This is a genomic window from Cupriavidus sp. BIS7 (assembly GCF_000292345.1).
Lineage (GTDB): Bacteria > Pseudomonadota > Gammaproteobacteria > Burkholderiales > Burkholderiaceae > Cupriavidus.
The window spans coordinates 47,231-71,325 of sequence record NZ_ALOU01000013.1; the positions used below are offsets into that span (position 1 = coordinate 47,231).

Consider the following 24,095-nt stretch of genomic DNA (forward strand, 5'->3'; position numbering starts at 1 on the left):
GACAGCGCGGGTGCCGTCACGGTACACCGGCGCAAGGAGACAGCTCATGGCATTGTTTTTCCAGCAGTTCCTCAATGGTCTGACACTGGGCGGCGTCTATAGCCTGGTCGCACTCGGGCTGACCCTGGTCTACGGCATCCTGCACGTACCGAACTTTGCGCATGGCGCGTTCTACATGGCCGGCGCGTATGTGTCGTACTACGCCATGACCACGCTGGGCATGAATTACTGGCTGGCGATGCTTGGCGCGGCCGTCGTGGTGGCCGGGCTCTCGATGCTGGCCGACCGGCTGGTCTTTCATCCGCTGCGCAATGCCCCCGAGATTCACGACATGATCGCCGCCATCGGCATCATGCTGTTTCTCGAAGCGGGGGCCCAGGCGCTGTGGGGTGCCGACTTTCATCGCATGCCCACGCCATATGGCCAGATGGTTGATCTGTTCGGCCTGACCGCGCCAATGCAGCGGCTGCTGATCATCGGTGCCGCGTTCGGCCTGATGGTGCTGCTGCATCTGTTCCTGACTCGCACGGTGACCGGCTCCACGATCGTTGCCATGGCGCAGAACCGCGAAGGCGCAGCGCTGGTCGGCATCGACGCCACGCGCGTTACGCTGCTCGTGTTCGCGATCTCCGGCGCGCTGGCCGCGATTGCCGCCACGCTGTACGCGCCGATCAATCTCGTCTATCCGAGCATGGGCAACCTGGTCATCACCAAGGCGTTCGTGATCATCATCCTGGGCGGCATGGGCAGCATCCCCGGTGCCATCGCCGGCGGGCTGATCATCGGCATGGCCGAGAGCTTCGGCGGCTTCTACATCTCCACCGACTACAAGGACATCATCGCCTTCCTGCTGCTCGTGATCATCCTGTCGGTTCGCCCGCAGGGCCTGTTCGCTGCCAGGGCTGCCTAACCGGAACCAGGAATCCATCATGCAAGCATTGCAAGGAAAAATCGGCTGGACACTGCTGCTCGCCGCCGCGATCGCGTTCCCGCTGGCCGTACCCAACAGCTACTTCCTGACCGTGATGACGCTCGCGTTCATCACTGCCATCGCTACGCTCGGGCTGAACCTGCTGACCGGCTACACGGGCCAGCTCAACCTCGCGCACGGCGGCTTCATGGCCATCGGCGCCTATACGCTGGGCATCCTGACCGTCGACCATCAGATGCCCTTCTGGATCGCCTTCGTGCTATCCGGCGTGATCTGCATGGTGATCGGCTATGTGGTCGGTGCAGTGTCGCTGCGCCTGAAGGGCCATTACTTCTCGATCTTCACGATGTGCGTGGGCTACATCATTTACCTGGTGATTGATAAATGGGAAGACCTGACGCACGGCGCGGTCGGCCTGATCGGCATTCCGGTGCCGGCCCCGATCGGCCCGCTCGCGTTCGACAGCGTGCAGGCGCAGTACTACCTGGTCCTGTTTTTCCTGGCACTGGGCACGTTCGTCATGCATCGCATCGTGAGCTCGCTGCTGGGCCGCAGCTTCATGGCGGTACGCAACAGCGATGCGCTGGCCGAAGCGCTCGGCATCAACCTGATGCGCACCAAGGTGCTGTCGTTCGTGCTTTCGGTCGGTTACGCAGGATTCGCCGGCGCGCTCTATGCGGGCCAGGTGCGTTTCCTGGGCCCGGACATCGCACGCACCGACGTCACCTTCGACATGGTGATGTCGATGCTGGTGGGCGGCACGGGAACGCTGCTCGGGCCGCTGCTTGGCGCGGTGCTGGTGCCATGGGTCACGCAGACGCTGCAGTTCCTGCAGGACTACCGCATGCTGGTGTTCGGCCCGGTGCTGATCCTGCTGATCATCTTCGTGCCGGATGGCATCGTCGGTTCGTACCTGAAGCGGCAGGCCCGCCGCGCCGCCGCCGCACGCCGCGGCCAGCTTGCCGCGCGCCCGGTGCAGGCACCGCCGGTCCCCACCACCCGCCCCGGAGCCGAGAATGCTTGAGATCCGCAACCTGACCAAGAAGTTTGGCGGCCTGACCGCGGTGCACGACGTATCCGTGAAGTTCGAGACCGGCCATATCAACGCGATCATCGGCCCCAACGGCGCCGGCAAGACCACGTTCTTCAATCTGATCGCCGGTACACACGCGCCTAGCTCGGGCCAGATCCTGCTGAAGGGGCACGACGTCGCCGGCCTGCGCGCGGACCAGATCGCGCGGCTCGGCGTGGCGCGCACATTCCAGGCCACCGCGCTGTTTGACCGCGCAACGGTGCTCGACAACCTGATCGTCGGTCACCGCCTGCGCACGAAATCGGGCCTTGCGGACGTGCTGTTCAACACGCGCCGCCTGCGCGAGGAAGAAAAGCTGTGCCGCGAGAAGGCGGAGGCCGCGCTTGATTTCGTGGGCCTGTCGCACCTGGCGCACGAGGTAGCCGCCGATATCACGCAGGAAGCGCGCAAGCGCGTGGCCTTTGCGCTGGCGCTGGCCACCGATCCCGAACTGCTGTTGCTCGACGAACCCGCCGGCGGCGTAAACCCCGAGGAAACCGTGGGCCTGGCCGAGCTGATCCGCAAGATGGTGCGCCATGGCAAGACCGTCTGCCTGATCGAACACAAGATGGACATGATCATGCGGCTGGCCGACAAGATCATGGTGCTCAACTACGGCGAGAAGATCGCCGAAGGCACGCCCGCGCAGATCCAGCAGGATCCGCACGTCATCGAAGCCTACCTGGGAGCCGACCATGTTGCAGCTTGATCGTGTCTCGCTGTCGTACGGCAGCTTCCGTGCGCTGGACAACGTCTCACTGCACGCAGGCGCCGGAGAACTCGTGGTGCTGCTTGGCGCCAATGGCGCGGGCAAGAGCTCGATCTTCCTTGCGATGAGCGGCATCCACCGCATCAACGGCGGCACCATGCGCTTCGAAGGCCGCGAGCTGAGCGGCATGAAGCCGTCGCAGATCGTGCAGGCCGGCCTCGTGCATTGCCCCGAGGGCCGCAAGCTGTTCCCGGCGATGAGCGTCGAGAAGAACCTGACGCTCGGCGCCTACGTCCATCGGCGAGACCGGGCCGGCATACGCGGCACGCTGGAAGAGGTCTACGAGATGTTCCCGATCCTGCGTCAGAAGAAGAACGATCCCGCGGGGTCGCTTTCGGGCGGGCAGCAGCAGATGGTGGCGCTGGGCCGCGCACTGATGAGCCGTCCGCGCGCGTTGCTGCTCGACGAACCGTCGCTGGGCCTGGCACCGCTGGTCGTCAAGCAGATGTTCGAAATCATCCAGCGCATCAACCGCGCCGGCACCACGGTGCTGCTTGCCGAGCAGAACGCCTACGCGGCGCTGGGCATCGCGCACCGCGCCTACGTGATCGAAAGCGGCCGCATCGTCATGGAGGGCGATCGCGATACGTTGCTGAAGGACGAGGGAATCAGGAAGGCATATATCGGCGGGTAGTTCGGCTACCGGCCAATGGTGTTCTCCCCTCTCCCGCCCTGCGGGAGAGGGGCGGGGGAGAGGGCAAGCGCATCACAACAAGAAGCGCCGTCACCTTGGACAGGCCCGCCCTCTCCCCCAACCCCTCTCCCGCACGCGGGAGAGGGGAGCAAAAACAAGAGCAGTACATACCAAAGGAGACAGCAATGCAGCACAAGACGTTGAATCGTTTCTTCCCGCTGGCCGCATGTGCCGTGGCGGCACTGGTGGCATCGGCGCCTGCCCTGGCTCAGGAAGTTGTCAAGATCGGCTACACCGGCCCGCTGTCGGGCGGCGCGGCGCTCTATGGCAAGAACGTGCTGTCGGGCATCCAGATGGCCGTCGACGAGATCAACGCAAGCGGTCTTGAGGTACAGGGCAAGAAGGTCAAGCTGGAGGTCGTGGCGCTCGACGACAAGTACGCGCCGGCCGAGGCCGCGATCAATGCGCGCCGTCTGGTGCAGCAGTACAAGACCCCGGCCGTGTTCGTGCCGCACTCGGGCGGCATCTACGCGCTGCAGGCCTTCAATGAGCAGGAGAAATTCCTGGTGATGGCCTATTCGAGCGTGCCGCGCATCACCGATGCCGGCAACAAGCTGACGATCCGTATCCCGCCCGCGTACACAGGCTATATCGAGCCGTTCGTGAAGGCGCAGATGAAGCGCTATGGCAAGAACGTGGCACTGGTGCCGGCCGATCACGACTACGCGAAGGCCTGGGTGCAGGCGTTCGTGCCCGCGTGGGAAGGCGCGGGCGGCAAGGTCGTGGGCAACAACCCGATGTCATACACCAAGGCCACCGACTTCTATACCGGCGTGTCGCGCGCCCTTGCCGACAAGCCCGACGTGATGTTCGTCGGCGGCCCGTCGGAGCCGACCGCGCTGGTGGTCAAGCAGGCACGCGAGCTTGGTTTCAAGGGCGGCTTCATCATCATGGACCAGGCCAAGATGGATGAAATGGCCAAGGTCACCAACGGTCTCGGCATGCTCGAAGGTTCGATCGGCGTGCTGCCGCTAGTGGACGATGCGCGCCCCGCGGCGCAAGCCTACAACACCCGCTACAAGAAGCTGAATGGCCGCGATGCCACCACGGAGATGTCGCTGAACTACACGATGACCTGGGCACTGGCCAACGCGATGAAGATGGCCGGCACCACCAGCGACGCCGCCGCCATCCGCGCGAAGATGCCTGATGCAGTCAAGACGCTGCCCAAGAACGTGAACCCGAACGAAGTGGAAGGCATCGACGCCAAGGGCGGCTCGGTGGCGGACACCGTGGTCGGCTGGGTGCAGAACGGCAAGATGGCGCCGGTACGCCTGTCAGAGTTGGGCAAGTAATCAGGACGCCGGGGAGAGACGGCGGGAGGCGCGGTACCCTGCTGGCGGGCTGCCCAGCACGATAATAAAAATCGTAAGTGGAGAGAAAAAAGAGGGCGTCCGATGTTCGGGACGCCCTTTGTCTTTGTGATTTGCCGGGGAGGCCGCTCGCTCTCGATTGCCACCACCGTGCTCCCCTCTCCCACTTGTGGGAGAGGGGTTGGGGGAGAGGGCCGGTAGATCAAACGAAGTGATATCGCTGTTTGAACCGCAATGCCCTCTCCCCCGCCCCTCTCCCGCTCGCGGGAGAGGGGAGAACACCACGGACATCTCAAATGCCTGAGGGCCGGTCAGCGGTGCTCGTCGTTACGCGCCTGCTGCTCCTGGCTCTTGCGCGCGCGTTCCTGCTGGACCCGCTGTTGCTGCTGTTGTTGTTGCTGCTGCTGTTGCTGTTGTTGCTGGATTTGGCGCTGATGTTCCTGCTGCTGGCGCTGTTGCTCCTGCACCTGCCGCTGCTGTTCCTGCACCTGCCGCTGTTGCACCTGCCGCTGTTGCTCCTGCGCCTGCCGCTGCTGCTCCATCTGCTGCCGCTGCACGGCCTGCTGCCGTTGCTGCTCCATTTGCTGGCGCTGCTGCTCCTGGACCTGGCGTGCCTGTTCCTGCTGCTGTTGCTGGTGCTGTTGCGCCTGCCGTTGCTGGTCCATCTGCTGGCGTTCCTGCGCCTGACGCTGCTGGTCCATCTGCTGCTGCCGCTGTTGCGCCTGCCGTTGCTGGTCCATCTGCTGGCGCTCCTGCGCCTGACGCTGCTGGTCCATCTGCTGCTGGTGCTGCTGGGCCTGCCGCTGCTGGTCCATCTGCTGGCGTTCCTGCGCCTGACGCTGCTGGTCCAATTGCTGCTGGTGCTGCTGCCCCTGACGCTGCTGATCCATCTGCTGGCGTTCCTGCGCCTGGCGCTGCTGGTCGGACTGTTGCTGGTGCTGTTGAGCCTGACGTTGCTGATCCATCTGCTGCCGTTGCAGCGCCTGCTGCTGGCGTTGCTGGAAGTCCGCCGACTGCCGCTGGCGCTCTTCCATCTGGCGTTGCTGGTCGAACTGCTGACGCTGGATCGCCTGCTCCTGACGCTGCGCTTCCTGCGGCAGGCCTCGCATCTGGTCCGGGCGTTGCGCAAAGCCGCGGCCGCTCTGGGCTGCCTGGCTGACACGCACGTCGGGTTGTGATGGCATGGCCTGCCCCGGTTGTGGCCCCCGGCGCGAGCCGGCCTGGGGCCGCACGTCCTGCACCGCGCCGCGCCAGGCCGGACCCGCACCGGCCGTGCCGCCCTCACGCGCAAACCGGCGGGCCAGGTCGTCGGGGCCCACGCGTGCCGGTGGGCGTGCCGCAATGGCCTGGCGTTCAAACCCCGCACGCGCCATCGGTGGCAGCCCGCGCGGTTGGGCGGCGCCGATCAGGCTGGTCTTGACGGGCGCCATCGGCGGCGCGCCAAAGTTGCCCTCGCCCGCCGGCAGATGACGCCACTCGTCACGAGAACGCGCGCGCGGCACCGGCCGGCCCTCCACAAAGCTGCGCGACGGCATGCCGGAAATCGCACCCGGCACCTCGCGGTTGTTCCAGCGATCCCGGTCGCGATCGCCTCGCACGATGAAATTGTTGTTGATCGTGACGTTGTTGATCCGCGTGATATAGGTCGGGCTGGCGTGGTAGATCGGGCGGTACGTATCGCGCGGTCCCAGCGGATACCAGGCCACGCCCGGGCCGCCGCCGATACTGATCGTCGCGCTCACGCCGCCGATGAATCCAACCACCGCAGGCGCATAGCACGGCCGCACCGCGATCGGCCCCGGCACCCATCCCCACCGGTTGCCGAAATACGCCCAGCGCCCGTAGTGCGAAGGGGCGAAGCCCCACGGCGCGTCGTCGACCCAGGTCCAGCCCCACGGCGCCACCCAGGCCCAGTAGCCCGTGCTGTACGGCGCCCAGCCCGCCGGTTCGGCACGCGGGAACCACACGGCGCCGTAGCCGGGGTCCTGCTGCCAGTCGCCGTAGTCGTCCAGCGCGGTGTATCCCGTCATGTCGCGCGGCACGTAGCGCGCCGAGACCGATTCGTCCTCGCGGGCATCACGCGCGGCCGCCCATTGGTCAAAGCTGTCGGGGCCCGGAACGTTGCCAGGGCCTGCATCGGCCAGGTCAGGGCCGGCGAAGCGCATGCGCTGTCCACGGCTCATTTCGATCGAGCGCGTGTCGCCATAAAGCACGGCGGTGCCATGCCGTACCGAAACGAGCGTTGTCGTGCCGTCCGGGGAAACGTCGAGCCGGTAGTCGCCCGGTTCACGCGGCACAAAGGCCAGGTTGGGTGTATCTACCTCCACTTGCTGGTCTGGCGGCAGCGCGCGCACGCGCAGTTGCAGCGTGCCCTGCGTCAGCTTTACCTGCGTGGTGTGATCGTCGAGGTTAAGTACGGAAGCGGCGGTTGCGCCACCCATGCGGATTGCGGTAGCCCCGGCATGAAGCTCGGTACGGCCGCCCGGGTCCACCCAGAGCCGGTCGCCCGTGGTCACCGGGCGGTTCAGGCCAATTGCCGCCCATTCGTCCGAGCCCGCCGGCGCAAAGCTGAGGCCACCTGCCGTGTCCGTGACGGTGGCGATTCGGGACGATGGGTCCGCCGTCTGTGGCGCGTCCGGGCTGCCAGGCTGTCCGGGAGCGGCCTGTCCCTGTTCTATATAGCCGGGGGGCGCGTTCGGGCCATAGCCCTGTGCGCCCGCCGGAGCCTGCGCCAGCAGCCCAGCCAAGCCAAGCGCAACTGGCGCCAGCAGGAATCGTGTATGGGAATGCATGTTGAATTACCTGAGTCCGGTGGGCCGCTGCGCCAATGCGCCGCAGCCATCGCGCCGCTTGTTAGCCGCCCATTTGCGGCCTATTGCCACCCTATATCGGATAACGATGCAGCGTCCCACATGTGTACCAGACTTTGTAAGTACATATTTCCCGGCAACCCGGCCCGGGCTTGCGGGACAAAGGCGGAAACATGTCTTTCGACTGGATGGGCGGCGGGGCGGGTCAGCGCGGCTGGTTGCGCAGGTAGTCGGTCAGCCGGTTGGCCGGCATCGGGCGGCCATAGAAATAGCCCTGCGCCTCGATGCAGCCATTGGCCAGCAGGAAGTCGCGCTGGGCGGCGGTCTCCACGCCTTCGGCCACCACGCCGATGCGCAGGCTCTGGCCGACGCTGATGACCGAGCGCACGATCGCCGCATCCACGTTGTCCTGGGTGACATTGCGGATAAACGACTGGTCGATCTTGAGCCGGTCCACCGGGAAGGACTTCAGGAAGCTCAGCGAGGCATAGCCGGTGCCGAAGTCGTCGCAGGTCAGCGTCACGCCATCGCGGCGCAACGCCTGGAGCTGGTCCGACACCTCGTCGCCCTGCTGCAAGGCGATGGTCTCGGTAATCTCTATCTCGAGCCGGTCCGGCGGCAACTCCAGCGCGCGCAGCACATGGCGCACCTCGGTCAGCAGCCGGCTTTCGGAAAGCTGGGCGGCAAACAGGTTGATGGCCACGCGCGGCGCGTCCGGAAACATCAGCGACCACGCACGCGCCTGCGCGCAGGCCGTGTGCAGCAGCCACATGCCGACATCGGCGGCCACGCTGCTGGCTGCCAGCGCGTCGATGAACGCGGCCGGGGTCAACAGGCCCAGGGTCGGGTGGCGCCAGCGCATCAGCGCCTCGGCGCCCAGCACGCGGCCGTCGCGCAGGTCCACCTGCGGCTGGTACAGCAATTCAAACTGCCGTTGGGCATAGGCCTCGCGCAGCGCCTGGACCAGTGACAGGCGCGTTGTCACGTCGGTGCGCATCTGCGGCTTGAAGAAGCGGATCGTGCGCCCGCCGTCGTGCTTGGCCCGGGCCAGCGCCAGGCTGGAGGCGGCCAGCACGTCCGACGTGGTGTCGCCACCGGCCGGCATCACGCAGGCGCCCAGGCTGGCCAGTACATGGTGGCGGCGGCCGTTGAGTTCATGCGGGGCGGACAGCATCGACAGGATGGCGGCGCTCACGTGCCGCACCAGCGTCGGGTCCGAGATGGAGGTCAGCAGCACGCCGAATTCGTCGCCGCCCACGCGGCCGACGATGGCGTCGCGCGGCGCGGCATCGCGCAGGCGGCGGGCCACCTGCTGAAGGATGGCATCGCCCTCGGCATGGCCATGCATGTCATTGAACGCGCGGAAATCGTCGACACCCACCAGCAACAGGGCGAAGCGGGGCGTCGCCTCGCTTTGCAGGCGCGTCTCCAGCCGCTTCAAGAATGCCTGGCGAGCAACCACGCCGGTCAGCGGATCGACGTCCGCCGGCGGCAAGGCGCCTGTCGCCTGTGCCTCCGACCTGGCCACCATCCCTGCCCTATCTGTAGTGATGAACATGTTTCCCGCTCAAGCTATTTGGCAAGTGTGACGAAAACCTTGGAAAATGCAAGCGCCATCAGATTGGCGGCGCAACCGCGCAACGGACCGGGGCGCGTGTCCGCCGGTCCGCCGTTGAAATGGCTCGGGCGTTACAGTACCCTACGCCGCAAACGGCAACCACCCAAACGAGGGATAACCCCTGCCCGGGTGATGGCGCTCCGCCGCCAGGCATGCCCCAATGAACCCAATGACCCCTTCCCGCCCGAGCCGGCGGCTTCATCGGAGACGCCCCCGATCGTGACCCACTGGACCATCCGCACGCGCATCCTGGCCAGCTTTACCATCATCCTGCTGCTCATGGCCCTGATGGGCGGGGTTGCCTACCGCAGGCTGTCCACCATCGAGCACGAGACCACGGTCATGCGCACCGATGCGCTGCCGGGCCTGAACTTCAGCGCCGGCCTGCGCGGGGTCTGGGGTGAAATCTACGTGCTGGCCTGGCAGACCGTGACCGCGACCGAACCGGCACAGCGCGCGCGCCTGCTGGCCCAGACACATGACGCCACCCAACGGCTGGACCGTCTGGAGCAGCAGTACGAATCCACGATCGTGCGTGACGACGACCGGGCCCGCTTCCGCAACTACCAGGCCATCCGTGCCCGCTACCAGCAGGCCGCCCAGCCGTACCTCGACCCATCCCAGTGGAAGGACGGCGTCACGGCCCAGGCCGCGCTGCGCGGCAACGCGCACGAACTCTGGTCCGATGGCCGCAAGGTGCTGCAGGACATCGTCGACGACAACGGCGCCATCAACGACCGCGCGGCCAACGGAATCGTCAATTCGGTAAGCGCCGCCAAGGTCAGCATCGAGGTGGCCCTGGCCATCGCCGTGCTGGTGGCCCTGGTCTGCGGCTACCTGCTGCTGCGCGCCATTACGGTGCCAATGGGCCGGATCGTCTCGCTGCTGAAAACCATGCGCGGCGGCGACCTGCGCCAGCGCATGGCGCTGCAGCGCCGCGACGAGTTCCGCGCCGTGGAGGAAGGCTTCAACCAGATGGGCGACGAACTGACCTCGCTGGTCGGCCAGGCCCAGCGCTCGGCGATCCAGGTGACCACGTCGGTCAATGAAATCGCCGCCACGGCACGCCAGCAGCAGGCCACCGCGACCGAGACCGCCGCCACCACCACGCAGATCGGCGCCACCTCGCGCGAAATCTCCGCCACCGCGCGGGATCTGGTCCGCACCATGAGCGAGGTGTCCAACGCCGCCGACCAGACCGCTGGCCTGGCTGGCACCGGGCAGGTGGGGCTCTCGCGCATGGAAGCGACGATGCAACACGTGATGGAAGCGGCCGGATCGGTCAACACCCGCCTGGCCACGCTCAACGAGAAAGCCGGCAACATCAACCAGGTGGTGACCACCATCGCGCGCGTGGCCGACCAGACCAACCTGCTGTCGCTGAACGCCGCAATCGAAGCCGAGAAGGCGGGCGAGTACGGCCGCGGCTTCTCCGTCGTGGCTACCGAGATCCGCCGCCTGGCCGACCAGACCGCCGTTGCCACCTACGATATCGAACAAATCGTGCGCGAGATCCAGTCGGCCGTGGCCTCCGGGGTGATGGGCATGGACAAGTTCTCCGAGGAAGTGCGGCGCGGCATGTCCGAAGTCACGCAGGTGGGCGATCAACTGTCGCAGATCATCGGGCAGGTGCAGTCCCTGGCGCCGCGTGTGCAGATGGTCAACGAAGGCATGCAGGCGCAGGCCGGTGGCGCGGAGCAGATCAACCAGGCGCTGATCCAGTTGTCCGAAGCGGCACAGCAGACGGTGGAGTCGCTGCGCCAGTCCAGCCAGGCGATCGACGAACTCACGCTGGTTGCCAACGAACTGCGCAGCGGCGTCTCGCGCTTCAAGGTCTGAGCGGACGCGCCCGCTGCCGACATGGCCCTGTTCCTGCTATTCCGCATCGGCCCTGACCACTATGCGCTCGATACCGCCGAGGTGGCCGAGGTGCTGCCGCTGGGCGCCACCAAGCAGATTCCCGGCGCGCCCGCCTGGGTCTGCGGGCTGATGTCCCGGCGCGGGCAGCCGGTGCCGGTGATCGACATTACCGGACTGGCCACCGGCACGCCGGCCGCCGCGCGCACCAGCACCCGTACGGTGCTGGTTCACTACCGGCGCGCGCAGGATGCCGGCGCCCCGGCCCGCCTGCTTGGCCTGCGGCTCGAATATGCCAACGAAACGCTGCGCTGCGACCCGGCGTCGTTCGTCGATGGCGGCATCGATCCAGCCCACGCGCGCTACCTGGGGCCGGTACGCCATGACGCGCGCGGCCTGGTGCAGTGGGTCCACGTCGGCGCGCTGCTGCCCGACGCGGTGCACGCGCTGCTGTTTCCCGAAGCGCCCCCGGCATGACCGACGCCCCTCACCCGACCACCGCCATCGAAGCGCTGCTCAAGGAACGCATCGGGCTCGATGCCGCCTCGGTTGGCGCTGGCGTGATCGCGCGTGCCGTGGACGATCGCCGCCAGGTTCTGGGCGCGAATGATCCCGCCACATACTGGAACCTGCTGCATGCGGTGCCAGACGAGCTGCAGGCGTTGATCGAGGCCGTCGTCGTCCCGGAGACATGGTTCTTCCGGCACCGCGAAGCGCTGCTGACGCTGGCGCGATTCGCCGGACAACAGGTATTCGGCAACGCGGAGCCCACGCTGCGCATCCTCAGCCTGCCGTGCTCGACGGGCGAGGAACCCTATTCGATTGCCATGGCGCTGCTCGATGCCGGCATACCGCCGCATCGCTTTCACATCGACGCGATCGATGTCAGCGCCCGCGCGCTGGAGCGCGCCCGCGCGGGTGTCTATGGCGACAACGCGTTTCGCGGGCAGCCGCTGGACTTTCGCGAACGCTACTTCATGCCGCTGCCCGGCGGGCAGGCCGCGTACAGGCTGCATGAGAAGGTGCGCAGCCAGGTGCGGCTGCTAACCGGGAACCTGATCGACCCAGGCCTGCTGCAGGATGCGACCCCGTATCACTTTGTCTTCTGCCGCAATCTGCTGATCTACTTCGATCCGGATACCCAGTGCCGGGCGATCGAGACATTGCGCCGCCTGACGCGGCCGGACGGCATGATCTTCGTCGGCCCGGCCGAGGCCAGCCTGCTGACGCGCGAGGGCATGGCAAGTGCCGCCGTGCCGCTGGCCTTCGCATTTCATGCGCAGCCTGTCCGGGCCCCGGCGACCCCAGCGGCCCCGGCGACCCCGCAATTCAGCGGCTCGGCTCCGGCAACGGCGCAGGCAGGTACCCGGCCGGCAGTTTTAGCGCCCACCCGGCAGGTCAGGCCACATGCGACACCCCCACATGCACCCCGCCTGACCGAAACGACGGGGGCCGTGGTCACGAAGGGCGCCGGGCAGAAAGAGGACACGACCCTTGCCGCCATCGCCGCCATGGCCGATCGCGGCGAGCTTGATCGCGCCACGGCCGCGTGCCAGCAGTATCTGACCACGCACGGCACTTCGGCCGACGGCTGGTGTCTGCAGGGCGTATTGCACGATGCCTCCGGCCGCACCGCCGATGCCCACGCGGCCTATCGCAAAGCGGTGTATCTTGACCCCGGCCACGAAGAAGCGCTTTATCATCTCGCCGCATTGCTCGACAGCGCAGGCGATGCCGCCGGCGCGCATCGCCTGCGCGAACGCGCCCAACGTCATGCCCGAATGAGCCATGACTGATCCGATTCCCATGCTGTCCGCCGCGATGCCTCCCTCCGCCCCGGTCACGCCTGAAGGCACCATCGACGATTGCTGGCGCCGCATTGGCGTGACCGGCAACCGCACCTGCCCGCTGCTGGCCACGCATATCCATTGCCGCAATTGCCCCGTCTACGCGCGCGCCGCCGTCGCGCTGCTCGATACGCTCGTTGCGGACCCGGATGCCGACACCGGCGAGTACGGCGTCGATTCCGCTGCCGCGAATCCTGCCGACCAGCTGGCAGGCGAATCGTGCGTGATCTTCCGCGTTGGCGACGAGTGGCTGGCGCTGCCAACCGGCGTGCTCGGTGAAGTCACCGCGCCGGTACCCGTCCACTCGTTGCCGCATCGCCGTCATGCCGCGCTGATCGGCGTGGCCGCCGTGCGCGGTGCGTTGCTGACATGCATCTCGCTGCCGCTGCTGTTTGGCGACTCCGCCAGCAGCACCGCGCCCGGCGTGCAGCCCGAAAGCCAGCGCGCGGCGCGCTTCCTGATTCTTGGCCAGGGGCGCAATGCGATTGCGCTGCCTGTCTCGGAGGTGACCGGGGTCGAACGTGTGGCACCTGACGCCCTGCTGCCGCTGCCTGCCACGCTCGCCCGCGCTTCGGCCCGATACACGCGTGCGCTGTTCGAATTCAACGGCCACAGCATCGGTCTGCTCGATGCCGGCCTGCTGCGGCAGGCGTTGACGCGGAGCCTGTCATGAATCCGGAACAACTGCGTGACGCCTCGATGCTCGATCTGTTCGCGCTTGAGGCTGACGCGCAAGCCGAAGTCCTCAACGCGGGCCTGCTTGCCCTGGAACGCGAACCCGCCGCGGCAATCCACCTGGAAGCTTGCATGCGCGCCGCGCACTCGCTCAAGGGCGCCGCGCGCATCGTCGGGCTCGACGGCGCCGTGCGCGTTGCGCATGTAATGGAGGATTGCCTGGTTGCTGCACAGCGTGGCGGCGTGGTCCTGGGCGCAGCCCATATCGACGCCCTGCTCCAGGGCACGGACCTGCTGCAGCGAATCGGCCATCCGCCCGACGGCAATACACACTGGCCCGAACTCGCCGGCAAGACAGAGATCGATGACTTCGTCGCCAGGCTGGAGTCGCTGCTCGATGGCAACGTCAGCGCGGCGCCGCAGGCATCGCCGGAGCCGCTGCCCGAGCCAGCCGAACCAGTCACATCAGCCGAACCAGCGTCCGAGCCGATGCCGGCCACAACGCCCGATCAGCCGGTGCAGCACGATTTGCCCGGCCAGCAGGAACGCATGCTGCGTGTGAACGCGGAGCAGCTCGACAGGCTGCTGGCGATGGCCGGCGAGTCGATGGTGGAAACGCACTGGCTGCGTCCGTTCGGTAATGCGATCCAGCAGGCCAGGCGCCAGCAGATGCGCGCGATACAGGCACTGGACGGACTCCATGCGCTGCTGGACAGCCCCGATATGGACGCATCGCGACTGCGCGCGGCCCTGGCGGACACGCGTCAGGTACTTGAGGACGGCCACGACCAGCTCACCAGGCGCGTCGAGGAATTCGACCAGTACGACCACCGCGCAAGCCGCCTGTCGCGGCGCCTCTACGACACGGCGCTGTCGTGCCGCATGCGGCCGCTGTCCGATGGCATCACCGGCTATTCGCGCATGGTGCGCGATCTGGGCCGCACGCTGGGCAAGCGCGTGCGGCTTGAACTGTCGGGCGAGCAGACCCAGGTGGACCGCGACATCCTCGAACGGCTCGATGCCCCGCTGGCGCATCTGCTGCGCAATGCGGTTGATCACGGCGTGGAGACTCCCGAGACACGCCGCGCCGCGGGCAAGCCCGAGGAAGGCTGCGTGTCGCTGCACGCGCGCCATAACGCAGGCCGGCTCGTCATCGAGATCTTCGACGATGGCGCAGGGGTCGATCTCGATGCATTGCGCACCGCCATCATCAGGCGCGGACTCGCACAGGCCGACACCGCCGCGAAGCTTTCGCAGGCGGAGCTGCTGGAATTCCTGCTGCTGCCCGGCTTCAGCACGCGCGAGACAGTCTCCGAAGTCTCCGGGCGCGGGGTCGGGCTCGATGCCGTGCAGGACATGGTGCGCGCCGTGCGCGGCAGCCTGAAACTGTCGCAGCAGCCCGCCAGTGGGCTGCATTTCCACCTGGAGCTTCCGCTGACGCTGTCGGTCGTACGGGCGCTGCTCGTGGAAATTTCCGGCGAGGCCTATGCGTTCCCGCTCGGCCACGTGTTGCGCGCAGTGACAGTGCGCCGCAGCGACATCGAGCAGATCGAGCAACACCAGCACTTCCGCCACGACGGCCGCCCGGTGGGCCTTGTCAGCGCCGCGCAGGTACTGCAGCGGCCCGAGCACGCGCAGGAGGGCGAAGCCGTGCCTGTGGTCATCATCGGCGAGCAGGATCGTGTCTACGGCCTTGCCGTGGATCGGCTGATCGGCGAACGGGTGCTTGTGGTGCAACCGCTTGCGCAGGCACTTGGCAAGATCAAGGACATCGCCGCGGGCAGCCTGACCGATGACGGCACGCCCGTGCTGATCTTCGATGTCGAGGACATGCTGCGCTCCGTGGAAAAGCTCGTCTCCGAGGGCCGCATCGAACGCGTGCGCCATGGCGGCGACGAAGCCGTGCAGGCACGCCGCAAGCGTGTGCTCGTCATCGACGATTCCCTTACCGTGCGCGAACTCGAACGCAAGCTGTTGGCCGGGCGTGGCTACGATGTGGCCGTCGCCGTGGACGGCATGGACGGATGGAACGTGCTGCGTGCCGAGCAGTTCGACCTGGTGATTACCGACGTCGACATGCCGCGCATGGACGGTATCGAACTTGTCAGCCGCATTCGTGGCGATGCGCGCCTGATGCAGTTGCCGGTCATGATCGTTTCCTACAAGGACCGCGAGCAGGATCGCGAACGCGGCATGCAGGCGGGCGCCGACTACTATCTGGCCAAAGGCAGTTTCCATGACGCTGCGCTGCTTGACGCGGTGCGCGACCTGATCGGCGAGGCACGTACATGAAGATTGGCATCGTCAACGATTCCGCGCTCGCAGTGACGGCGTTGCGCCGCGCACTGGCGCTTGATACCACGCTGGAGATCGCGTGGGTGGCCGGCGATGGCGAGCAGGCCGTGCAGTTGGCCGCCGCCCAGACGCCCGACCTGATCCTGATGGACCTGCTGATGCCCGTCATGGACGGCGTGGAGGCCACGCGCCGCATCATGGCCGAGTCGCCGTGCGCCATCGTCGTGGTCACCATGGATATCGGCCGCAACGCCAGCCAGGTGTTCGATGCGATGGGATACGGGGCGGTCGATGCCGTTGATACCCCGACGCTGACCGAATCCGACGGCCAGCTTGCCGCCGGCCCGCTGCTCCGGAAGATCCGCAACGTTGCGCGCCTGTTCGGCGAGCGCGTGCAGGTACCGCATCCACTCGCCGCTGCCACGCTCGTACCGGCTGCGCCACGGCTAGTTGCCATCGGCGCGTCAGCGGGCGGGCCGGCTGCGCTGGCCGCGCTGCTCAGCGCGCTGCCAGCCGATTTCGGTGCAGCCGTGGTTGCGGTACAGCACGTTGACGAGGCCTTTGCGCAGGGCATGGCCGACTGGCTCGATGCGCAATGTGCGCTGCCCGTGCGGCTTGCAAAGGCTGGCGAGACACCGCAGACGGGCACGGTTGCACTGGCCGGCACCAACGATCATCTACGTTTGACCAACGCCGGGCACATGTTGTACACCCCCGAGCCCGGCGACTATCTGTATCGCCCCTCGATCGACGTGTTCTTCGAGAGCGTGGTGGAACACTGGCGCGGCGAAGCGATCGGCGTGCTGCTGACCGGGATGGGCCGCGACGGCGCACAAGGCCTGAAGGCCATGCGCGAGCGCGGCTTCCTCACCATCGCGCAGGACCAGTCCACCAGCGCGGTCTATGGCATGCCCAAGGCCGCAGCGGCGCTGGGTGCGGCAAGCGAGATCCTGCCATTGCCGCAGATCGCCCCGCGCCTGATCAGGGCATGCGGCACCATTCGGGGACAAGACAAAAAAGCAGGAGGCCAATGATGCCCAGACACGGAAATGCGGCCGACGCGGCGGCCAAGAACGAATATCTTGCGATGGTGCTGCTGGTCGACGACCAGGCCATCATCGGCGAGGCAATCCGGCGGGCGCTGGCCAGCGAAGCCGATATCGATTTTCACTACTGTTCGCAGCCCGATGACGCGGTGACCGTGGCCGAGCGCACGAAGCCCACGGTGATCCTGCAGGATCTGGTGATGCCCGGCACGGACGGTCTGACACTCGTGCGCCGCTATCGCGAGAACCCTGGAACGCGCGACATTCCGATCATCGTGCTGTCGACCAAGGAAGAGCCCGCCATGAAGAGTGCGGCCTTTGCTGCGGGCGCCAACGACTACCTGGTCAAGCTGCCCGATTCGATCGAACTGATCGCGCGCATCCGCTATCACTCACGCTCGTACCTGAACCTGCTGCAGCGCGACGAGGCCTACCGCGCGTTGCGCCAGAGCCAGCAGCAGTTGCTGGAAACCAATCTCGAACTGCAGCGCCTGACCAACTCCGACGGGCTGACCGGCTTGTCCAACCGGCGTTACTTCGACGAGTACCTGGGCGCCGAATGGAAACGTGCCCAGCGCGAACAGACGCAACTGGCACTGCTGATGATCGACGTGGACGCGTTCAAGGCCTACAACGATACGTACGGCCATGTGGCCGGCGACGAGGTGTTGCGCCGCGTGTCGACGGTCATCCGCGAGAACTGCGCGCGTCCGGCGGACCTGCCCGCGCGCTTTGGTGGCGAGGAATTTTCGATGGTCCTGCCTGCCACGTCGCCCGGCGGGGCACGTCTTCTTGCCGAGAAGGTAAGGCGCGCGATCGAGACGCTACGCATCCCGCATGCAGGCTCGCCGACCAGCGGCTTCGTTACGGTCAGTATTGGCGGCGCGGTGATCGTACCGGACAGCGATGCAAACTTCAGCCGGCTTGTGGAAGCGGCCGATGCAGGCCTCTACCAGGCGAAGCGCAATGGCCGAAACCAGGTGGTGATGGTGTAGTGCTTCGCGGGATGTCTTTCAGGCGCGCTCGTCCGCGTCTTCGGTCCCGCTGGAGAGACCGGTCTTGAGAACATCGAGATGTGACAGGTAGGTTTCTAGTTCGGCCCGCCCGGCATCGGTGATGCTGTAGACGCGGCCATTGCCTTCCACAAGCTCGGCGCTGATCGATCGCGCCATCATCAGGCTTCGCAGGATCGGACGCAGCGCGCGGATGTTCTTGTCGATGCCGCGCTCGCGCAGACGCTCCATCAGGTTGAAAACCGTGGAGGGGCTCGACTGGACGAGCCTGAGGATGTAGAGCCTGGAAACGATACGATCAAGCGATGGCGTTTTCATGGGCGCAGGCGACGCAGCCAGTGCGGGAATTCGAATCATCATGCGCAGCCCATGACTGCAGCGCAGTCGGGCAGTCCTCTTCAGTACTTAAGAAAACGGGGTGCACAGCGGCACCCCCAAAAAAAACTGCTTCCGATGCGCCGGCATGACACCGGCGCATCGCTTCAACTTCACTCTTCCTGGAACGCTTCTTCGCGCTTCGCCTTGATCGACGGCAGTGCCACCACGGCCACCAGTGCGGCAGCGGCGATCAGCAGGCCCATCGACAGCGGACGCGTCACGAACACGGTGAAGTCACCACGCGACAGCAGCAGCGAACGGCGGAAGTTCTCTTCCATCATCGGCCCGAGCACGAAGCCCAGCAGCAGCGGCGCCGGCTCGCACTTCAGCTTCAGGAACAGGTAGCCGATCACGCCGAAGGCCGCTGCCATGAACACGTCGAACGTCTGGTTGTTCACCGAGTACACGCCGATGCAGCAGAACACCAGGATCGCCGGGTACAGGAAGCGATAAGGTACGGTCAGCAGCTTCACCCACACACCGATCATCGGCAGGTTCAGGATGATCAGCATCAGGTTGCCGATCCACATCGAGGCGATCAGGCCCCAGAACAGCGCCGGGTTGCTGGTCATCACCTGCGGGCCGGGCTGGATGTTGTGGATCGTCATTGCACCCACCATCAGCGCCATCACGGCGTTGGGCGGAATGCCGAGCGTCAGCAGCGGGATGAACGAGGTCTGAGCCGCGGCGTTGTTGGCCGATTCCGGACCTGCCACGCCTTCGATCGCGCCCTTGCCGAACTCATGCGCATACTTCGACGTCTTCTTCTCCAGCGAGTACGCAGCGAACGATGCCAGTGCCGCGCCGCCGCCCGGCAGGATACCGAGTGCCGAACCCAGTGCGGTGCCACGCAGCACTGCCGGGATCATGCGCTTGAAGTCCTGCTTGGTCGGCCACAGGTTCGTGACCTTGTTCGTGAACGTCTCGCGGGCTTCCTTCTGTTCGAGGTTCGCGATGATTTCCGCAAAACCGAACATACCCATGGCCAGCGCCACGAAGTCGATACCGTCGGTCAGTTCAGGCACGTCGAACGAGAAGCGCGCGGCGCCCGAGTTCACGTCGGTACCGATCAGGCCCATCAGCAGGCCCAGCACGATCATTGCCACGGCCTTCGGCAGCGAACCCGAAGCCAGTACCACGGCACCAATCAGGCCCAGCACCATCAGCGAGAAGTACTCGGCCGGGCCGAACTTGAATGCCAGTTCCGACAGCGGCGTAGCGAACGCGGCCAGGATCAGCGTGGCCACGCAGCCCGCGAAGAACGAGCCCAGACCGGCGGTGGCCAGTGCCACACCGGCGCGGCCGCGACGTGCCATCTGGTAGCCGTCGATCGTGGTCACCACCGACGACGATTCGCCCGGCAGGTTCACCAGAATCGCGGTCGTGGAGCCGCCGTACTGCGCACCGTAGTAGATACCGGCCAGCATGATCAGCGCGGCCACCGGCGGCAGCGAATACGTCACCGGCAGCAGCATGGCGATGGTCGCGAGCGGTCCAAGGCCCGGCAGCACGCCAATCAGCGTCCCGAGCACGCAGCCCAGGAAGGCGTAGGCCAGGTTCTGCAGGGACATTGCCGTGGAGAAGCCCAGGGCAAGGTGTTCGAACAATTCCATTTGGGGCGACTCCTTAGCCGGTAATGAAGGCCGGCCATACCGGCATCTGCAGGTTGATGCCGTAGACGAAGGCGCCCATGGCGATCAGCACGAGGACCACGCCGTTGAGCAGTGCGCCCTTCCAGCTGAACTCGTGGCTGGCCATCGACGACACCAGGACCAGCACAAACACCGACAGCACCATGCCGAGCGGCTTGAGCAGCAGGCCGAACAGCACCACGGAACCCAGAATCCACAACAGCGTCTTCAGATCCCAGCGGGCAAGTTGATCTTCCTCACCCTTAGACGACAACGACCCCATCAGTACCATCGCGCCCAGAATGGCCAGCACCAGCCCAAGCAGGAACGGAAAGTAACCGGGGCCCATCTTGGCGGCCGTCCCCATGCTGTAGCCGCGCGCGACGAAGGAAAAGCCCAGACCGACCAGGATGAACATCAGGCCGGAGGCAAAGTCCTTTTGGCTGCGTATGCGCAAAACGATTCTCCTCAAAGTTGTGAATGCAGTACCGCGTGACACGTCGGCTCAGACGCGTCGCCACGGCGAACGTATCAAGTTCGACACGTTCGACGCTGCAAACAGTAGAGAGGGGATCTTTCAGCCTCCTTTCATTTGTCTGGGATTTAGGGTATCTCCCGATTCCCGAACTGCGCGCTGTTTCTACCAATTCATCACGTTGTGATGTATTTGACGGCACGCGAATCGCACCCCGAAAGAAAAATGAAAGGCGACGCGGAAAGGCAAATGAAAGGGAAAGTCCAGTCGTGATGCGGCAAGGCACGGTATGGCTGCCGCGCAGCTTTCGATTGGCTTACATGGCAGGACGCTGCGCGGGCGGGAAAATCAAATGTCTCTCATGCAGACAAGCAGAATCCTGTCTGGATGCATTAAGAAGCGTCATCGCACGGCCTCTGCACCGGCATCGGCGTCCTCGCACGGCACGCCCATGCCGGTGTCCGGCGCTTCACCGACCGCCTCCGGATGTGGCGCAACCGGCAGGATATGGCTGCGCCTCCAGTTGCCATAGCGGTAATAGCCGAACGACAGCAGCACCGACACCACCGACCCAAGCGGAAAGCTCCACCAGATCGACTCGGCGCCGATATGCGGCCCGAGCATCCACGCAAACGGCAGGCGGATCAGCCACATCGAGATGAAGAGGATGACCAGCGGCGCCATCACCGCGCCCGTGGCGCGCACGGTGCCGAACACAACAATCGTGAAGCCGAAGAGGATGAATGACCACAGCACCACGCTGTTGATGTGCTGCGCGATCTCGATCGCAACGCCGTCCTCGCCCAGGAACAGGCCAAGCGAATGGCGATTGAACAGATAGATCAGCGCCACCAGCGCACCGGTCATCAACACATTGAAGAACAGTCCGACCTGCGTGACGCGCGCCACGCGCACCCACAGCCCCGCGCCCACGTTCTGCGCAACCATCGACGACACGCTGGCGCCCACGGCCAGCGCAGGCATCTGCACATAGGTCCACAGTTGTGACGCCACGCCGTACGCGGCCGTTGTCTGCGAGCCGTACGCATTGACCATCGACATCATCACGATGGCGGACGACGAGATCACCACCATCTGCAGGCCCATCGGCAGCCCCTTCACCACCAGCGCGCGCAGGATCGCCATATCGGGCCAGAGCAGCGCCAGTTGCTCGCGGTGCAGCAGCAGGAAATGCTTGCGCCTGTACAACAGCGCGATCATCGCCACCAGGCTGGTCAACTGGGCGATCAGCGTGGCCAGCGCGGAGCCCGCGATGCCAAGCGCCGGAATCGGCCCCACGCCGAAGATCAGCACGGGATTGAGCACGACGTCCAGCACGGCTGATAGCAGCATGAAATAGAACGGCGTGCGCGAGTCCCCCGCGCCACGCAGCGTCATCATCACGAAGTTGTAGAAGTACATGAACGGCAGCGCGACGAAGATGATGCGCAGGTAGATGATGGCCAGCGGCGTGGCATCTGCCGGCGTATGCATCGCGGCCAGGATGTGCGGCGTGAAGACAAAGCCGAATGCGGCGGCCAGCACGGACATGGCCACAAAGAACGTGGTGCTGGTGCCAACGACGCGCCGTGCCTCCTCAATATCCCGCCCGCCGACGGCTTGCCCGATCATGATCGTGTTGGCCATGCTGATGCCGAACACCACACCAAGCAGGAAGAACAGGATGATGTTGGCGTTGGACGTTGCGGTGAGCGCCGCCTCGCCAAGATAGCGGCCCACCCACACCGAATTGATCGAGGCATTGAGCGACTGCAGGATGTTGCTGCCCAGCACGGGCAGTGAGAACAGCAGCAGCGTACGGCCGATCGGGCCGGTGGTCAGTCTGGCGTCGGGCTTCATCGGGGAATGTTTTTCCGCACCGCAGCAGTGCAAAAGTGGCAAACGTGTCAGTCTAGTCCGTCACGCGATACCGTGCCAGAAGCTGCGCTGTCATTGAAAACAATGGGCGATTATCGGCCCGCGACTATCGCTGTGCGGACTTCCGTCCGACGCGTTAAGCTTGCGCTTTCCCACCGATTGAACGCGGCACGCCGGCACCGGCGTGCCGTCCCACATACACACAAACAGGAGACAGGCATGTACCAGGATCTCGCCCTCTACATCGATGGAGAATTCGTCAAGGGAGGCGACCGGCGCGAGCAGGACGTCATCAACCCGGCCACGCAGGAACTGCTCGGCAAGCTGCCGCACGCCACCACCGCCGACCTGGACCGCGCACTGGCCGCCGCGCAGCGCGCGTTCGAGACGTGGAAGAAGACGTCACCGCTGGAGCGTTCGCAGATCCTGCGCCGCGTGGCGGAACTGACCCGTACGCGCGCCAAGGACATCGGCCGCGACATCACGCTGGACCAGGGCAAGCCGCTGGCCGAAGCCGTGGGTGAAGTCATGAGCTGCGCCGAGCACGCCGAATGGCATGCCGAGGAATGCCGCCGCATCTACGGCCGCGTGATTCCGCCGCGTAATCCGGCCGTGCGGCAGATCGTGGTGCGCGAGCCGATCGGCGTCTGTGCCGCGTTCACACCGTGGAATTTCCCGTTCAACCAGGCCATCCGCAAGATCGTGGCCGCAATTGGCGCCGGCTGCACGCTGATCCTGAAGGGTCCGGAAGATTCGCCGAGCGCCGTAGTAGCGCTGGCCCGCCTGTTCCACGATGCAGGCCTGCCCCCGGGTGTGCTCAACATCGTCTGGGGCGTGCCGGGCGAGATTTCAACGTACCTGATCGAATCGCCGATCGTGCGCAAGATCTCGTTCACGGGATCGGTGCCGGTGGGCAAGCAGCTTGCCGCACTGGCCGGCGCGCATATGAAGCGCATGACGATGGAACTCGGCGGCCATTCGCCGGTGCTGGTGTTTGACGATGCAGACATCGAGCCGGCCGCCGAGATGCTGGCCCGCTTCAAGCTGCGCAACGCCGGTCAGGTCTGCGTATCGCCGACGCGCTTCTATGTCCAAGAGAAGGCCTACGACAAGTTCCTGGCACGCTTTACCGAAGTCATCGGCTCAATCAAGGTTGGCAACGGCCTGGAAGATGGCACGCAGATGGGCCCGCTCGCGCACGAGCGCCGCATCGCATCGATGGAGCAGTTCCTTGACGACGCCAGCCACCGCGGCGGCAAGATCGTGGCCGGCGGCTCGCGCATTGGCGACAAGGGCTTCTTCTTCGCACCGACCGTCGTGACCAACCTGCCTGACGATGCGAAGCTGATGGTGGACGAGCCGTTCGGCCCGGTGGCACCGGTCACGCGCTTCAAGGATGCCGAGGAAGTACTGCGACGCGCCAACAGCCTGCCGTTCGGCCTGGCATCGTACGTGTTCACGAACTCGCTGAAGACGGCCAACCTGGTGTCCAACGGCCTGGAGGCCGGCATGGTCAACATCAACCATTTCGGCATGGCACTGGCCGAAACCCCGTTCGGCGGCATCAAGGATTCCGGCATTGGCAGCGAAGGCGGCCAGGAAACCTTCGACGGGTATCTGGTGACGAAGTTTATTACGCAGGTTTGATGCCGTAGTTGCGGCGGCCTTGCTCCCGGCGTTCTCCCCTCTCCCATGCAATGGGAGATGGGTCGGGGGAGAGGGCCTTGAGGTTCTGCTTGCCGCTGGCCCCAATTTGAACCGCCGCCCCTCTCCCCCAGCCCCTCTCCCGCGTG

The 24,095-nt window shown here is 65.7% G+C and carries 19 protein-coding genes; 13 read left to right on the plus strand and 6 right to left on the minus strand.

From position 1 onward, the window contains the following. Nucleotides 1-46: 46 nt before the first annotated feature. The 5 genes from B552_RS0105215 (at nt 47) to B552_RS0105235 (ending at nt 4,761) form a co-directional block, all read left to right on the plus strand. Nucleotides 47-910, plus strand: a complete 864-nt coding sequence (locus B552_RS0105215) for a branched-chain amino acid ABC transporter permease (protein WP_019447958.1) — start codon at nt 47-49, stop codon at nt 908-910. Between the two features lie 19 nt (nt 911-929). Next, nucleotides 930-1,955, plus strand: coding sequence for a branched-chain amino acid ABC transporter permease (locus tag B552_RS0105220; RefSeq protein WP_019447959.1), 1,026 nt, complete (start codon nt 930-932; stop codon nt 1,953-1,955). Further along, entirely contained in the window at nt 1,948-2,712 is a 765-nt protein-coding gene (locus tag B552_RS0105225) for an ABC transporter ATP-binding protein (protein ID WP_019447960.1), read from the plus strand. The genes B552_RS0105220 and B552_RS0105225 overlap by 8 nt, the downstream gene beginning before the upstream one ends. Next, the gene (locus B552_RS0105230) at nt 2,699-3,406 is read left to right on the plus strand and encodes an ABC transporter ATP-binding protein (RefSeq protein WP_019447961.1); all 708 of its coding nucleotides are present in this window, start codon (nt 2,699-2,701) and stop codon (nt 3,404-3,406) included. The genes B552_RS0105225 and B552_RS0105230 overlap by 14 nt, the downstream gene beginning before the upstream one ends. A 185-nt stretch (nt 3,407-3,591) precedes the next feature. Further along, the gene (locus B552_RS0105235; protein WP_019447962.1) at nt 3,592-4,761 is read left to right on the plus strand and encodes an ABC transporter substrate-binding protein; all 1,170 of its coding nucleotides are present in this window, start codon (nt 3,592-3,594) and stop codon (nt 4,759-4,761) included. A 329-nt stretch (nt 4,762-5,090) separates the two neighbouring features. Here the strand turns inward: B552_RS0105235 and B552_RS0105240 are convergent, their stop codons facing one another. Further along, nucleotides 5,091-7,571: a DUF6600 domain-containing protein gene (locus B552_RS0105240; RefSeq protein ID WP_026035357.1), complete on the minus strand. Its 2,481-nt coding sequence runs from the start codon at nt 7,569-7,571 to the stop codon at nt 5,091-5,093. Nucleotides 7,572-7,794: 223 nt separating this feature from the next. Further along, nucleotides 7,795-9,120 (minus strand): GGDEF domain-containing phosphodiesterase, encoded by a 1,326-nt coding sequence (locus tag B552_RS0105245; protein WP_019447963.1) that lies wholly within the window; start codon nt 9,118-9,120, stop codon nt 7,795-7,797. A gap of 366 nt (nt 9,121-9,486) precedes the next feature. On the opposite strand from B552_RS0105245, the gene B552_RS0105250 reads away from it, so the two are divergent. Genes B552_RS0105250 through B552_RS0105280 form a run of 7 tightly spaced genes read left to right on the plus strand, consistent with a single transcriptional unit; the run spans nt 9,487 to nt 17,922 of the window. Continuing rightward, nucleotides 9,487-11,046, plus strand: coding sequence for a methyl-accepting chemotaxis protein (locus B552_RS0105250; RefSeq protein WP_280949270.1), 1,560 nt, complete (start codon nt 9,487-9,489; stop codon nt 11,044-11,046). A 21-nt stretch (nt 11,047-11,067) separates the two neighbouring features. Further along, nucleotides 11,068-11,541: a chemotaxis protein CheW gene (locus tag B552_RS0105255; protein ID WP_019447965.1), complete on the plus strand. Its 474-nt coding sequence runs from the start codon at nt 11,068-11,070 to the stop codon at nt 11,539-11,541. Next, nucleotides 11,538-12,860: a protein-glutamate O-methyltransferase CheR gene (locus B552_RS0105260; protein WP_019447966.1), complete on the plus strand. Its 1,323-nt coding sequence runs from the start codon at nt 11,538-11,540 to the stop codon at nt 12,858-12,860. The genes B552_RS0105255 and B552_RS0105260 overlap by 4 nt, the downstream gene beginning before the upstream one ends. Further along, nucleotides 12,853-13,584 (plus strand): chemotaxis protein CheW, encoded by a 732-nt coding sequence (locus B552_RS0105265; RefSeq protein ID WP_019447967.1) that lies wholly within the window; start codon nt 12,853-12,855, stop codon nt 13,582-13,584. Before B552_RS0105260 ends, B552_RS0105265 begins: the two co-directional genes overlap by 8 nt. Next, a complete protein-coding gene (locus tag B552_RS0105270; protein WP_019447968.1) occupies nt 13,581-15,878 on the plus strand; it encodes a hybrid sensor histidine kinase/response regulator in 2,298 nt (765 codons plus the stop codon). The genes B552_RS0105265 and B552_RS0105270 overlap by 4 nt, the downstream gene beginning before the upstream one ends. Continuing rightward, a complete protein-coding gene (locus tag B552_RS0105275) occupies nt 15,875-16,915 on the plus strand; it encodes a chemotaxis response regulator protein-glutamate methylesterase (protein ID WP_019447969.1) in 1,041 nt (346 codons plus the stop codon). The genes B552_RS0105270 and B552_RS0105275 overlap by 4 nt, the downstream gene beginning before the upstream one ends. Further along, nucleotides 16,915-17,922: a PleD family two-component system response regulator gene (locus tag B552_RS0105280; RefSeq protein WP_019447970.1), complete on the plus strand. Its 1,008-nt coding sequence runs from the start codon at nt 16,915-16,917 to the stop codon at nt 17,920-17,922. Before B552_RS0105275 ends, B552_RS0105280 begins: the two co-directional genes overlap by 1 nt. Nucleotides 17,923-17,940: 18 nt before the next feature. Here B552_RS0105280 and B552_RS0105285 read toward each other — a convergent pair whose 3' ends face one another. The 4 genes from B552_RS0105285 to B552_RS0105300 form a co-directional block, all read right to left on the minus strand. Next, nucleotides 17,941-18,258 carry a helix-turn-helix transcriptional regulator gene (locus B552_RS0105285; protein WP_035879467.1) on the minus strand — a complete coding sequence of 106 codons (318 nt, stop codon included), beginning with the start codon at nt 18,256-18,258 and terminating at the stop codon, nt 17,941-17,943. 170 nt (nt 18,259-18,428) lie between these two features. Further along, on the minus strand, nt 18,429-19,931 hold the full coding sequence (locus B552_RS0105290; protein ID WP_019447972.1) for a tripartite tricarboxylate transporter permease: 1,503 nt from the start codon (nt 19,929-19,931) through the stop codon (nt 18,429-18,431). 13 nt (nt 19,932-19,944) lie between these two features. Next, the gene (locus tag B552_RS0105295; RefSeq protein WP_019447973.1) at nt 19,945-20,406 is read right to left on the minus strand and encodes a tripartite tricarboxylate transporter TctB family protein; all 462 of its coding nucleotides are present in this window, start codon (nt 20,404-20,406) and stop codon (nt 19,945-19,947) included. A gap of 420 nt (nt 20,407-20,826) precedes the next feature. After that, complete coding sequence (locus tag B552_RS0105300) at nt 20,827-22,284, minus strand: MATE family efflux transporter (RefSeq protein ID WP_019447974.1); 1,458 nt, start codon at nt 22,282-22,284, stop codon at nt 20,827-20,829. A 237-nt stretch (nt 22,285-22,521) separates the two neighbouring features. Between B552_RS0105300 and B552_RS0105305 the strand changes: the two genes are divergently transcribed. Further along, a complete protein-coding gene (locus B552_RS0105305; RefSeq protein ID WP_019447975.1) occupies nt 22,522-23,949 on the plus strand; it encodes an NAD-dependent succinate-semialdehyde dehydrogenase in 1,428 nt (475 codons plus the stop codon). Nucleotides 23,950-24,095: the final 146 nt, after the last annotated feature.